This window comes from Senegalimassilia faecalis, assembly GCF_004135645.1.
Lineage (GTDB): Bacteria > Actinomycetota > Coriobacteriia > Coriobacteriales > Eggerthellaceae > Senegalimassilia > Senegalimassilia faecalis.
Genome location: NZ_SDPW01000001.1, coordinates 2,443,829 through 2,456,948 on the forward strand (window position 1 = coordinate 2,443,829; position 13,120 = coordinate 2,456,948).

The 13,120-nt window shown below is 59.5% G+C and carries 11 protein-coding genes; 4 read left to right on the forward strand and 7 right to left on the reverse strand.

Annotated features, from left to right (window positions below; genetic code table 11):
• Nucleotides 1-3: 3 nt before the first annotated feature.
• Nucleotides 4-1,035, forward strand: coding sequence for a class I SAM-dependent methyltransferase (locus ET524_RS10150; protein ID WP_129425536.1), 1,032 nt, complete (start codon nucleotides 4-6; stop codon nucleotides 1,033-1,035).
• A 60-nt stretch (nucleotides 1,036-1,095) separates the two neighbouring features.
• On the opposite strand, the gene ET524_RS10155 is transcribed toward ET524_RS10150, so the two are convergent.
• The 5 genes from ET524_RS10155 to ET524_RS10175 all read right to left on the reverse strand — a co-directional run bounded on the left by ET524_RS10155 (nucleotide 1,096) and on the right by ET524_RS10175 (nucleotide 7,167).
• On the reverse strand, nucleotides 1,096-3,327 hold the full coding sequence (locus ET524_RS10155) for an FtsX-like permease family protein (protein ID WP_129425538.1): 2,232 nt from the start codon (nucleotides 3,325-3,327) through the stop codon (nucleotides 1,096-1,098).
• Between the two features lie 12 nt (nucleotides 3,328-3,339).
• The gene (locus ET524_RS10160) at nucleotides 3,340-4,209 is read right to left on the reverse strand and encodes an ABC transporter ATP-binding protein (RefSeq protein WP_129425540.1); all 870 of its coding nucleotides are present in this window, start codon (nucleotides 4,207-4,209) and stop codon (nucleotides 3,340-3,342) included.
• A gap of 230 nt (nucleotides 4,210-4,439) precedes the next feature.
• Entirely contained in the window at nucleotides 4,440-5,657 is a 1,218-nt protein-coding gene (locus tag ET524_RS10165) for a sensor histidine kinase (protein WP_129425542.1), read from the reverse strand.
• Complete coding sequence (locus tag ET524_RS10170) at nucleotides 5,654-6,328, reverse strand: response regulator transcription factor (RefSeq protein ID WP_129425544.1); 675 nt, start codon at nucleotides 6,326-6,328, stop codon at nucleotides 5,654-5,656. Before ET524_RS10170 ends, ET524_RS10165 begins: the two co-directional genes overlap by 4 nt.
• The gene (locus ET524_RS10175; protein ID WP_129425546.1) at nucleotides 6,328-7,167 is read right to left on the reverse strand and encodes a Crp/Fnr family transcriptional regulator; all 840 of its coding nucleotides are present in this window, start codon (nucleotides 7,165-7,167) and stop codon (nucleotides 6,328-6,330) included. The genes ET524_RS10170 and ET524_RS10175 overlap by 1 nt, the downstream gene beginning before the upstream one ends.
• A 95-nt stretch (nucleotides 7,168-7,262) precedes the next feature.
• On the opposite strand from ET524_RS10175, the gene hcp reads away from it, so the two are divergent.
• Complete coding sequence (hcp, locus tag ET524_RS10180; protein WP_201738781.1) at nucleotides 7,263-8,837, forward strand: hydroxylamine reductase; 1,575 nt, start codon at nucleotides 7,263-7,265, stop codon at nucleotides 8,835-8,837.
• A gap of 663 nt (nucleotides 8,838-9,500) precedes the next feature.
• Here the strand turns inward: hcp and ET524_RS10190 are convergent.
• Together ET524_RS10190 and ET524_RS10195 are read right to left on the reverse strand one after the other, a co-directional pair.
• Nucleotides 9,501-10,736, reverse strand: a complete 1,236-nt coding sequence (locus tag ET524_RS10190) for an ATP-binding protein (RefSeq protein WP_129425548.1) — start codon at nucleotides 10,734-10,736, stop codon at nucleotides 9,501-9,503.
• Nucleotides 10,737-11,052: 316 nt separating this feature from the next.
• Nucleotides 11,053-11,727: a LexA family protein gene (locus ET524_RS10195; protein ID WP_161566695.1), complete on the reverse strand. Its 675-nt coding sequence runs from the start codon at nucleotides 11,725-11,727 to the stop codon at nucleotides 11,053-11,055.
• A gap of 92 nt (nucleotides 11,728-11,819) precedes the next feature.
• On the opposite strand from ET524_RS10195, the gene ET524_RS10200 reads away from it, so the two are divergent.
• Together ET524_RS10200 and ET524_RS10205 are read left to right on the forward strand one after the other, a co-directional pair.
• Nucleotides 11,820-12,029, forward strand: coding sequence for a hypothetical protein (locus tag ET524_RS10200; RefSeq protein WP_129425552.1), 210 nt, complete (start codon nucleotides 11,820-11,822; stop codon nucleotides 12,027-12,029).
• 414 nt (nucleotides 12,030-12,443) lie between these two features.
• Nucleotides 12,444-13,064: a hypothetical protein gene (locus tag ET524_RS10205; protein ID WP_129425554.1), complete on the forward strand. Its 621-nt coding sequence runs from the start codon at nucleotides 12,444-12,446 to the stop codon at nucleotides 13,062-13,064.
• Nucleotides 13,065-13,120 lie beyond the last annotated feature (56 nt).

Here is a 13,120-nt window from a genome sequence, read left to right on the forward strand (position 1 = left end):
AACATGGAACCGCGTGGGGATGCCAACTGCGAGCAAGTGTGTGCAGTCGCAGGCGGCGGCGCAGCTTGCGCGGCCGATGCAGCTGAAGACCTTGCGTCGGGCGGTGGTGCGGCAAAGGACGCCGAAGAGGTGCTGGCGCTGCGCTTGTGCGCGTTGACCGGGGAGTTTTATCGCGCGAACGCCGAATCGTTCTCGCAGACGCGACAGTCGCCGTGGCAGGGTTGGGTGCGGTTGCTCGAGGATATGGATGCGGCTGGCTGGCGAATAGGTTGCGAACCTGGGGCTTTGCACGTCGCGGATGGGGCGTTTGAAGGATCGGTTCGCCGAGACGCGCACGCTGCCGACGGCGAGAGTCGCGAGAGGGCATGTGTTGTTGCCGATGCTGGCGCAAGCGGGCGAGAGCCGCTGCGTGTGCTTGACTTGGCTTGCGGCAATTTGCGTTTCGAGCGGTATTTGGCGGACGCCTTGCCTGGCAGGATGTTGTCGGGTTATGCGGTGGACAATTGCGATCCGCTGGTGGAAGCCGGGGAGCGAAACGAATCCGACGCGTTGTCCCGAATAGCCTTCCAGAATCTTGATGCGATTGAGCGGCTTTCCGCCGGTTGCCTTCGGAAGGCGCTTGAGGTGCCGGATGCGTCGTGCGATTTGGCGGTGTCGTTCGGGTTCATGCATCATGTGCCGCTGGAGCGTTGGCGGGCGGGGCTTTTGCGCGCGCTTGTCGCGAAGGTGCGCCCGGGCGGGTTCGTGGCCGTGAGCTTCTGGCGATTCCTGAACAGTGCGAAGCTGGCGCGCAAAGCGCAGGAAACCACGAGCCGTGCGCGTGCTGAGCTGGGAATTCCCGAGTTGCCTGGCAACGATTATCTTTTGGGTTGGCAGGATACGCAGGGGCTGTACCGCTATTGCCATCATTTCGACGAGCCGGAAATCGAGCGGCTGTTGGCGATGGTGGCGGATTCTGCGGACCTTGTAAGCCGATTCGAGGCAGATGGCAAGACGGGCAACTTGAACGAATACGTGGTTTTGCGCGTGAAGTAAGGGGCGGCCGCCGTGCGAATCGTTCGCAGGCAACCGCCCCTTCTCATTTTGGTATTCAGCTTACGCAAGCAGCTTCTTGCCTGCGCCGGAAACGACTGCCGAACGCGCGACCAGATACGTTGAGGCTAGGTAGATCGCATACACCGCAACTACCAGCGAGATACCGACGGCAAGCGTGCCGGCAACCGCCGAAGAGCCCCAAAGCGATAGCAGGTTCTTGTACAGAACGCTGATCGTGCATGCGGCGTGGCAACCCGCAACTAGAAGCGGAGCCACGAAGTAGATGCCGATCTGCGTGCGCAGGCTTCGCAGCACCATGGCCCTGTCGCATCCCAGCTGGGCCAGCAGGCGGTAGCGAGGGATGCTGTCTGCCACCTCGGATAGCTGCTGGACGGAAAGAACCGCTGCTGTAGTCATGAGGAAGACGAAGCCGATGTAAAGAGCCAGGTAGACCAAGAGCAGCTTAATCCCCATGCTGTCGGCGATAATGCTTTCACTCGTGTCGTAATAGGACACCGGCCATGCGCTGGAATCGTATGTCCAGCCTATTTCGGCAAGGTATTCGCTTGGCGGTGCCGCCTTCCCGTATTCGGCCATCAAATCTTTCATGGCCTGCTCTTGCGAATCGCTTGCCAGGTTGACGTTCAGCTCGCTTAAATACGGCAGATCGCCCGCGGCAAACCTATCGGCCGCTAATTCATCGGGGACCACCAAAACGGCGATCAGGCAACTCATACTGCTTACCTGGAGAGATTGGGAAACAACCTGCCCGGAAGCGGTCAGGGCGTGACCATCGACGGTGATCGTGCGTCCCTTTTTGCCAAGAACCTTCGCATAGTCGGCCGATTTATCGACCGTATTGTCGACTAGGTACTCGTTTGCGGCAAGCTCGATCGGCTTTTCTCCCGCAAGCTGGCGCGCGGCGTTGAACTGCGACAACGATACATACTGCACGCCCTCGTCGGCCATGCTGGAGTCCTCGCTGGAACCGATCTGGTCAAGCGTGAAGCCACAGTTTTCAACGAGCTGCTTGTTCGTCAGATCGTTCGCGAGCCAGGTGTCCACCTGAGCCGAGCCGGTCACGCGTTCTTCCCAATCGGGGATGAGCGACTTGAAGTACGCAGCGGTGGAGCCGTCGTTCTCTTGCCATAGCCTGTGAATCTCGTTGCGCTGGGCTTCGGCTTCCTCGATCGCGGCTGCCTTCTCCTCTTCCCCACCGTACTGCTCGGCTGGTACCGCTTCCATATCGGAGGTGTCGAGCGACATCAAGCTTGCGCGGATGGATGCGTCGAACTGGGTGTTCTCCTCTAGCTGATCGGCGAAGACCGTCGCCAGGCTGAAGCCCGTTGAGAACACGACGATGCTGAAGAACAGAAGGATGCTGACCGTCCATAACGACACGAACGCGGTGTTCACCTTCGCAGCGATTTGACGCATGGTGAACATGGCCAGCCTCTTGAAGTACACGCCGCGCAGGCGTTGGATCAGCAGGATGAAGAAGCCGGATGCCGACCAGAACAGACCCAACGTGCCGACGAGCATCAGCGCGGTTGCGGTGCGGAAGTGCTCGCCGAAGTAAACGAGACCGTCGAGGTTGAGCTCGGAGTACGCCTTCGCCAGAATCAGGCACGACAGCACGAACACGATGAGGCAGACAATGGGGTTGCGCACGGGCATGCGCTCGTTGCGGGAGTTGGCTGAAAGCAGCGTGGAAAGCTTGCAGCGCGAAATCTGCACGGCGTTGAACAAGGCGACTATGACGAAGATGAGCGCGAAGCAGCCCAAGGTCAGCTGCGCGGAACGGGCGCTGAACAGCAGATGATAGTCGCTGATGGCCACGCCGATGAGGCCTGCCGTGGCGAAGGCGATCGCCTGGGAAATCAAGAAGCCCAGCCCAAGACCCACCAGCAGCGCGATCACGCCGACGGTCAGCGTTTCCATCAACACCACCGAGGAAACCTGACGCGGGCTCATGCCTAGCAGCAGATACGTGCCGAATTCCTTCTTGCGCGCCCGGACCACGAATCGGTTGGCGTACAGGACCAAAAAGCCCAAAACCACGGCGACGACGACGCTGAAATAGGTCATGATCTGCGCGAGGATGTCGAAAATGCTCGCGCCGGATGCCAGGAACACATTTGCGGCGCCTTCCTGCGCCTCGAAGAGCACGCGCGAGTCCTCGATGGCGTTGAAGGCGTAGAACACCGCCACACCCAAAGTAAGCGTGACGAAATACACGGCGTAATCGCGCATGCTGCGGCGCACGTTGCGCAAGGCAAGTTTCATCAACATGATGGCCACCGCCTAGTTGCGCGGATCGGCGGTGTGCGAGGGCGCGAAGCCCACAGCGGGGGAGTCGCCCTGCTTGCCGGAAAGGAATGCCTGGACTTCAAGGATGCGCCGGTAGAAATCGGTTCGGGCATCATCGCCGCGGCGCAGCTCGTTGAACAGCTTGCCGTCCTTGATGAACAGGATGCGGTCGGCATATGATGCCGCAACCGCGTCGTGCGTGACCATCATGATGGTGGCGTGCAGCTTTGCGTTCAGCACCTCGAGCGTTTCAAGGAGGACGGCGGCGTTGCGCGAATCGAGCGCGCCGGTGGGCTCGTCGGCAAGGACCAGCTTCGGGTCGGCGACGATGGCGCGCGCCGCGGCAACGCGTTGGCGCTGGCCGCCTGACATCTGGCGTGGGTATTTCCGTAGGACGTCCGTCACGCCGAGCATGTTCGCGGTGCTATCGACCTTCGTGCGGACGGCGTCGGCCTTCTCGCCCTTGATGGTAAGGGCCAGGGCGATGTTCTCGAAGCCGGTTAGCGTGTCCAGCAGGTTCGCGTCCTGGAAGATGAAGCCCAGGTCATCGCGGCGGAACTTCGACAGCTGGCGGCTGCGCAGCTGCGTGATGTCAAGCCCGTTCAGGATAATGTTGCCGCTGGTCACGGTGTCGATGGTGGAAATGCAGTTCAAAAGCGTGCTCTTGCCCGAGCCCGACGGGCCCATCACGCCGACGAACTCGCCTTGCGCAATATCGAACGACACGTCGTCGAGCGCGCGCGTGACGGCTTCGCGCGAGCCGTAGACCTTCCGAACGTCGCGCACGGAGAGCAGGACGTTGCGGTCGTCGGGCGCGCCTGCGTTCGAGATACCCGCCGGAGGGGTTGCGGTAACCATGGTCATGGGGATTCCTTTCTTTTCGATTCGGTATACCCCCATGATGCGGCGCTCGCGAAAACGGAGCCATCGAAGGGCCTTACCGCAAACTTACGATTCTGTAAGGTTAGCCGCCGTCGGCGCCTGTGGGCTGCGAAGCCGGCGGGAAGCGCGGGGACGCCATGGCCTGCGCTTCCCGGGCGCCTTGCGTCACGCTGAGGGCGTCCGGGTTCGCCATGGCCCGCACCGAGCGGCTGCTAAACCCCAGCCAAATCCATGCGCGTGCGGTCGAGGGGGAAGGTCAGCGCGACGGTGGTGCCCGTTCCCTCTTCCGAGGAAATGCGCAGGCCAAGGCCCATCCTCTCGCAGGCCACGGCGGCTAGGTGCAGCCCCATGCCCGTTGCCTTGTGATGCGTGCGGCCCTGGCTTCCTGTGAAGCCTCGGTCGAACACGCGCGGCACATCGGCGGCGGGGATGCCGTCGCCGTCGTCGCAAATCGCTAGCTCGACGCAGCCGTCTTTCGTGCCCGCGTTCCTCACCGTGCCCTCGAAGCGGATGGTCTTCGCGCCGTACTTCGCCGAGTTCTCCAGGACCTGGCCGATGATGAAGTCGGTCCATTTCGCGTCGGAGAGCACTTCGAGCGCCTCGTCGATGACGAACTCGAGCGAGACCCCTGCGCCGATGAGCGTGCGGGACCGTTGTCGGCACGCTTTGCGCGCGAGGGCTGCAAGGTTGATCTCCTCGATGGAGAAGTCCTCGCTTAAGGTTGCCGAGCGTGCGTAGTAAAGCGCCTGCTCAACGCGTGATTCGATGCGATCAAGGTCGCCGCGGACCTTGCCGATCTCGGGCCCGTGAAGGCTTGCCAACGCTAGCTGCGCCGACGCGATGGGCGTTTTGGTTTCGTGAACCCACAGCTCGATGTAGTCGCGGTACTCCTTCATGTCGCGCGATCGTGCGGCCAGCTCGTCGGAGGCGGCTTTGCCCTGCACGGCGAGCGCGCGGTAGGCGATGGAGCCTTCCAGGGTGCGCGGCTCGTCCAGGATCGACGAGAGGTAGCGCGCGTTTTCGGGCGAGTCGCAGAACAGGTCAAGCTGCTGGTAGAATTCGCGATCGCGCAAAAACCCCGCGGAAAGCGCAACGCAGGCGAACAGGGCTTCGCAGAGGGAAACGAGCGCGATCGCCGAAGCGTTCGAGGCGGTGACGGCCATGATACCAGCAACGATGGCTATCAGGGCGACCGCTCCGAGCGCGAACCCGGCGTGCGAGCGGAGGTATGCGCCGAAGGAATATGCGCGCTCCGGGCGGTCGACCTGGCCGTCGGCGGCGGGCGGCGCGGGTGCGGGAGAAGCAGGCGCGGGACCGTGCGGCGAGTCGGCTGGCGAGCCGGGCGCGGCTTCCGGCGAGCTCGGCTCCGGGCAGGCGAGTGAGTTGGGCGCTTGCGTGGCCGCGCCGTTTCCTCGAATCGATGTGTTCATCGGACCACGTAGCCCAGGCCGCGGCGGGTGGTGATGAAATCCTCGGGCACGCCAGCGGATTGCAAGCTGCGGCGCAGGCGGTTCACGTTCACCGTGAGCGTGTTGTCGTCGACGAACGCATCGGTTTGCCACAGCTCGTCCATCAGCTCGCTGCGCGAGATGATGGAGCCTGCGTTCTCCATGAGGATGCGCAAGATCAGCAGCTCGTTGCGCGACAGCTCCACGCTTTCGCCGCGATACGAGACCTCGGCCCGCACGGGGTCGAGCGAGACGCCGTCGTGCTCAAGCAGCCCGCGCGCCGGGTCGGCAGATCCGCTGCGCGTAAGCGCGCGGTCGATGCGGGCGAGCAGCGCGGCGGGGCGATAGGGCTTGACCACGTAGTCGTCCGCGCCGACGTTCATGCTCATGACCTCGTCGAACTCGCTATCGGAGGAGGTCAGGACGATGATGGGGACGTTGCTTTCCTGGCGGATGGAGCGGCAAACCTCGTGGCCGTACGCGCCGGGGAGCGAAAGATCGAGCAGGATGCAATCAGGGCATGCGGCCAAAGCCTCGGCCGCGGCGTTCGCGAACGAGCCGCAGCAAAGGCATTCGTGCCCCTTTAGTTTGAGCATGCGCACAAGATTTTCCCGCAAGGAGGCATCGTCCTCGACAATGAACAACCGCGCCATTAGTCCCCTTCCATATCGAGCGGATGAGCAGATAATAGCGCAACGCCGCGGGTTGCCGGCGCTTCGCCATAACCCTGACGCTTTGGGGACGTAGCGTTATCTGTCAGCGACGCGATTACCCTATCGAGTGCCGTTTCCCCGTTCGCTTGCGGCATTGGCAGCAACGTGGCAGAGAATCGCCTGCGCGCGCTACAGGAGCCGGTACGTGCGGCCTTCGTAGTCGAGACGCCTTCCCTGCGCAGCTTCGACAGCTCGTTCGACAGCGCACTGCGGTCGACGCTGAGGTAGCTTGCCAGCTTGGTTTGGCTGTAGGGGATGGCGAAGGCGCGGGTGCCGGCCTTTTTCTGCTGTTGCGAGAGGAAGGCGAGGATCTTGCCCCGTATGGTTTTGGGGGTCATGGCGATGGCGCGGCGGTTCATGTCAAGGTTGCTTAGCGCCAAGGCGCGCATGAGGTTCGAGGAGATGTGCGCGTGGCAGCCGCACTGCTTGGGGCAAGGGTGGATGATCCGTTCTGCTTTGAGCAGCATCACCTCGCAGGTCGAATCGGCCAGCACGTCGATGTCAAGGGGTTCCATGCTGCAGGCGTATCCGTGGGCGAAAAGCGATCCGGGCTCTAGCATATCCAGGATCGTCGTCTCGCCCCAGGCGTCCGAGACCTCGATCCGCACGCGCCCGGACAGGACGACGCCGAGGTATTCGGTGGGCTGGCCGGCGCGCATGATCCGCTCCTCCCGGCTGAAAGCCTTTCTTGTCGCCCCAAGGCAAAGCAGCATCAGGTTCGCTTCGGCCTGGGTTATGCCGGCGAAAAGCATTGAAGAAGATGTGGGGATATCAAACATTGGCTTCACCTGTAGGTTCTACAACAGAAATGTATGAGACACCACAGTATAGTGCAGTCACATCGAAAAGGCACCCTATGATCGAGGAGCGCGAAATGACTGACGGGAACATGTTCTGCTTCCAATGCGAGCAGACGGCGGGATGCACCGCCTGCACCGGAGCCGCCGGCGTATGCGGCAAGACCGCCGATGTGGCTCGATTGCAAGACGAGCTGACCGGGGCATTGGTCGCCCTGGCCCGATCGGAGAACGGCGGAAAGGGGGATTCCGAGTCCGACGGGCTTATGCTGGAGGGTATGTTCGCCTGCGTGAGCAACGTCAGCTTCGACCCCGAGGCCATCGCCGCCCTTGAGCGCCGCGTTCGCGCTAAGGCTGTCGCCCTGGGCGAATTCGACCTGTACGACATGGGCTTGCTGTGGGGCGCGCAGGAGGATATCCGCAGCCTGAAGAGCTTGCTGCTCTTCGGCATGCGCGGCGTGGCGGCGTATGCCTATCATGCGCAGATGCTGGGGAAGTCGGACCCTGCTGTGACGGCGTTCCTGTATGAGGGCATGCGGGCTGTCGGCTCCGACCTGGGCATGGACGAGCTGCTGCCTTTGGTTCTCAAATGCGGCGAGGTCAACTTGGCCGCCATGGCCGCTTTGGAGGACGCGAACATCTCCGCCTACGGCAAACCCGAGCCGGCGACGGTTGAGCTCAAGGTCGAGGCGGGCCCATTCATCGTGGTCACCGGCCATGACCTGCACGACCTCAAGCAGCTTTTGGAGCAGACCGAAGGCCGCGGCGTGAACGTGTACACCCACGGCGAGATGCTGCCTGCAAACGCCTATCCCGCGCTGCGCAAGTATCCGCACCTGAAAGGCAACTACGGCACCGCATGGCACAACCAGCGCAAGGAGTTCAAGGACCTTCCCGCGCCGATCTTGTGGACTACCAATTGCTTGTTGAAGCCGGACGAGTCGTATGCCGACCGCGTGTTCACCACCGGCCCCGTGAGCTTCCCGGGCGCGCATGTCGTCGAGGCGGGCGAAGACGGCGCCAAGGACTTCTCGGCGCTTATCGATAAGGCGCTGGAGCTGGGCGGCTGGGCCGCTGATCGAGCCTTTGCCGGCATCAACGGCGGCACCAGCGTCACCACCGGATTCGGCTACGACACCGTGATGAGCGTCGCCTCCGCCGTCATCGATGCGGTCAAGTCCGGCGACATCAAGCGTTTCATCCTGCTTGCGGGCTGCGACGGCATGCGTAAGGAGCGCAGCTACTACACCGACTTCGCCAAGCTCGCCCCCTCCGACTCCGTCATCTTGACCCTTGCCTGCGGCAAGTATCGCTTCAACGATCTGGACCTGGGCAGCATCGCCGGCATTCCGCGCCTGCTGGACGTCGGCCAGTGCAACGACGCCTACGGCGCGATCAAGATCGCGCTCGCGCTTGCGGATGCCTTCGGCTGCGGCGTGAACGACCTGCCGCTTTCCATGGTGCTCTCGTGGTACGAGCAGAAGGCGGTGTGCATCCTGCTCACGCTGCTGCACCTGGGCATCAAGGGCATCTACTTGGGCCCCACGCTTCCGGCGTTCGTGAGCCCCGGCGTGCTGCAGGTGCTGGTGGACAACTACGGCATTCGCCCCATATCCACTCCCGAGGCCGACCTTGCCCAGATCATGGGCTAGCCGATCGACCATTCCCCTTAGGCGGGATTCGTCCGTTGGCGGGGCCGCAACCTGCGTTGCGGCCCCTTCCTTTCAGAGGGATCGCCCGCGTTTCTTTCCGTGTCGGTCGGTATTGCTGTCGCGGTTGCGCTTGCCTTGAAAGGAGAGCCTTCGTTATTCGCCTGGTCGCGTGAGGCGAGAATCGGCCTCCATCTCCTCATCTGCCGTCTAAGCATGCTGCCTTCTTGCCGTTTCCTCGTTCGCTCGCGGCATTGGCCGGAACGTGGTCGGGCGCATCGGCGAGTTAGCCTATGGTTATGCGCATAAGAGGCTTGCGAAAGCAACGACGGCGTGAAAGGGATTCTCATGGGAATGAATATCGTATGTCTGGACCTGGAAGGCGTGCTGGCACCGGAGATCTGGGTCGCGTTCGGACAGATAGCGCTACGTCCCCAAAGTGGCCAAAAGTGGCCAAAGTGTTTTTCGAGGGCCGTCGCTTGGAGCGTTCGTCGTTTTCGGCTTGCGCTTCGGCGGCGGCCTTTTTGCTTTGCGGTATGTGTTTGTTGGGAGGGCTAACAGGACGGAAACCTGAACCTTCGCCTTATGCCATAGGATACTGCGCAAGTATCAAATCACAAATTTCTCGGCTTGGCTTTCCCATGTTGCCCGGTCAACGATGCGGCGTTAGCCTTTTAACCAATCGAGTACCGATTTGATTTCTATCCCGCTTTCGGTGGTTCCTAGCCTCCAGCGGTCGGCGACAAGCAGCACTTTGGGGAATGCGTCTGATATGGCCTCTAGGGGAGCGATTTCGCGTTGATAGGTTCCCTCGTCTAAGACGGACTGGGAAACCTGTAAATATACCTTTTGATCATTTCGCGAGGCGACAAAATCGACTTCTTTACCAGGCATGCAGCCGACATGAACCTGCCAACCTCTGCGTACGAGCTCGTTGAAGACGACCGCTTCAAGTTGGAAGCCGACGTCGCGCGTTTTGTTGAACCCGATAGATAGATTCCTAAGCCCGTTGTCGACGGCGTAAAACTTGCGCTTCGGGCGCAGTACCGATTTGCCTGCGATTCCGACCTGCTCGCATTCCTCCAAAATCTTTGCGGTTTTAAGCGCGGCCAAGTAGTTGTCGATTGTCTCCTGCGAAGCGCGCCGGCCCGAAGAGGTTAGCGCATCGACGACGCGTTTGGTCGAAAAGAGGTTACCCGAGGTTGAGAACACGTAGCGAATGAGCTTGGACAGCAGGTCCACGTCCTGCACCCCTTCGCGCGCCACGATGTCCTTCAGGATGATCGAATCGAAGATTGCAGAAAGCGCTTTCTGGATAGAGTCGCGATCGTCGAAAGGGCGCTCGAACAGGGCCGGCATGCCGCCGTAGGTCAAGTATCGCTGAAAAATCTCGTCTTCGCTGGTCACGGGCCAGCGATGCGCTTGGGCGAATGCTGAGTACTCCGAATAGCTGAGCGGGAAGACGGGGATTTCGACATAGCGTCCCGAAAGCAAGGTGGCTAGCTCGCCAGACAAAACTTTGGCGTTCGAGCCCGTGATGAACACCTGCGTATCGGGGCGGGTGTTGACGCGGCGCACCACGTTTTCCCAGTGTTCGACCTCTTGAACCTCGTCAAGAAGTACGTATGCAGTTTGCGAAGCGTCGGCGCTGGCCAAGCTGGCGGTCAGCGTTTCGTACAGCCAGGCTTCGTCGGGGTTGAGGGGAACATCGTAGCTATCGAGCTTCAGGTGAACGATGTTGCCGGCCTTGACCCCCTTGCGCTCAAGGCGCTTGGACAGCAGCTCAAGCAGCGACGATTTGCCGCACCTTCGAACCCCAACGAGCACCTTGATTTCCGGTGTGCCGAGAAGGGAATCGATAGTGGAGTCGTAAAACGGCCTTGGAACGAGAGAAGATGACATCCGCGGGCCCCCTTCAAAACTTTCGATGAATCGAATATAAGGGCATTATAGCCGCAAAACTTTCGATGAATCGAAAGAAACAGAGTTAGAAAGCCAAAATGTTCGATTCATCGAAAGAAATTTGGCCAATGTCGCAAGTTCCCTCGAAAAATGTGGGAGTCTCACGCATAGTTCCCAGGAAAAATGTGGGAGTGAGTGGGCTGGGTACGCCAATCTAGCCTTTGTGACAACGCCGTAAGGCCGAATGTTTTGCGGGCGAGTGGTGTCGAGGGGCCTTGTGCACGGAATTTTGCCGTGCCGCGGAGCCGCGGCTTGTTTATTGCTGACGCGGAAGCGGAGCGCAGAACCAGACAACCCGGCCGATCGACTCGATTGATTCGTGGGCGGCAACGCGTTCGAATTCTGCGGGCTCAAAGCTTGGGCTGAACGATTCCGGTACAAGCGTCACCGTTGTGAGAGTGACGCGAACTCGCTTGATGGTGGCGTCGCTGCCGTTAACGCGAAGCGCGTAGAGCTGTCCGTCGATCAGCTCCTGCTGGGATGGGTCGATAAGCGCGAAGCTTCCGTTGGGAATGACCCGGTTCATGGATTCGCCGCTAATGCGCAGGTAGAAGGCGTGCGGATAGCGGGCCAGCAAGCTTGCGGGGATCTCGACGTACTCGGTTACCGGGAGCATTTCGATAGGGGACCCGCCCGCGATACTGCCGAAAAGCGGGGCGCAGGGAACGCGCCTGGGCGCCGGGCGCCCTAACGTCTTGGCGAACCCGGTTTCCACGCCGTAGATGTCTTCAAGCGAATATTGCGGGAAGCGTTCAAGGAGCTGTTCGATATTCGACCTGCGGGGATCTTGCCCGTTTTCCCAGGCAGAAATGGTGGTTTGGCTTGTGCCGATAGCTTCGGCGAACTGCTCTTGCGACAGCCCGAGGTCGGTTCGAATAGCGCTGATGTTCGCGGCAATGGGTCCGTTGTTTTGTCGAGGTTTCCTATTCATAAACAGCATGCTATCAAACCGCTTTCGCTAGCAATTTGACAGGCCGGTAATACCCGTTAAACTTTGTAAAGCTACTAATAGAAAGGACGCGAATGAAAAGCTGGCTTGAACAAGCACGAGAAGAATCGGGCTTGACGGTCAGCCAATGCGCGGTCGCTATTCGCCAGCCGGTTGAGGTTTACATGCAGATTGAAAAGCGCCCGGGAACGATTAGCCTCAACGAGTTGAGGGCGTTGTGCCGTCTCTTCTCCTCGCCTGCTCAGCAGCATGTTCGATATGCGGTTATAGATGCAATAATGTAATGTATTCTGACGAATAGGCTATTACTCTTACCCGGGTCTTTTTTGATTGTGCCACTAAGTTTTACATTTCCGTTCTGGTCGCTACTCCAAAATAATTTGGTTATCTATCGTAAAAAAGGTGTCTATTCCACTGTTCTCTACCTGTATAAATTGATAAGATAATAAGAAGAACAGGTAATCGAAAATAAAGCAAGCGAATGTGGGAGTCTTTGAAATGGCTTGAATGGGCGGTGCTAGATGCTTCGTGTGAGGGTTGATGGCGGTTGGCTAGATTCTCTATTCCGCTCGGTTGCAAAGGTTGCTGGAGTTTTCTGTTCGGCGTGGCGTTCGCTTCTCTCTGCGAATTGCAAGGGGAGGAGATTCGTCGGGAACTAACAGTTTGCGTTGTTACAGCTATAGTGTTAGGAGGATGTCATGGCCTTTTCCCTGTTCAGGAAAAAAGAAAAGCCACAAAAAACAAACCAAGAGCTCAGGTCTGAATTGAACGAATTGCTTGCGCAGCAAAGATGGCAAGAGGCGGAATCCATAGCGGACGATCTTGTATCTCGAGGAGATTACGGGTGCTGGTACTTCAAAGCGCAAGCACATTCCCAAATCAATGCAAAAGAGGCTGTCCCGATGATGGAGAAGGCCATTGAGCATCTTGATTCGTCGAGGAACGACTTCTATCTCATGCACTCTCTGTATAAAAGAGCGCTTGCTGGCATGTGCTGTGAGGCTGGTTACTATGACCGATCAATTCATCTTTTCGATGCTTTCTTGCGCCCCGATTCTTCTGCGCTGTTTCTTTCTTTCGCGGATTTAGACGATTACGATTTCTTTCTCTATGTACTTGCGGTGCGAAATAGAATTGCTGAGCTACGCGAGGATGGTAGAAAGGATGAGGCTGAAAGCTTGAAGCAAACTGTGTTTGGCAATTGGAACAAATATTTGGACAACGATGAAATCAAAAGAGGGGTCTATGACGAGCATGTGAATAAACTTGTTCGCGAAATACTTGACGATGTTCCACCGGAAGAAAGCAATTATTGCTAGTGCCAACGGCGCCATGAAGGCAAATTTGGGCATCGTTTTGCCAGGGCTAGTATGAA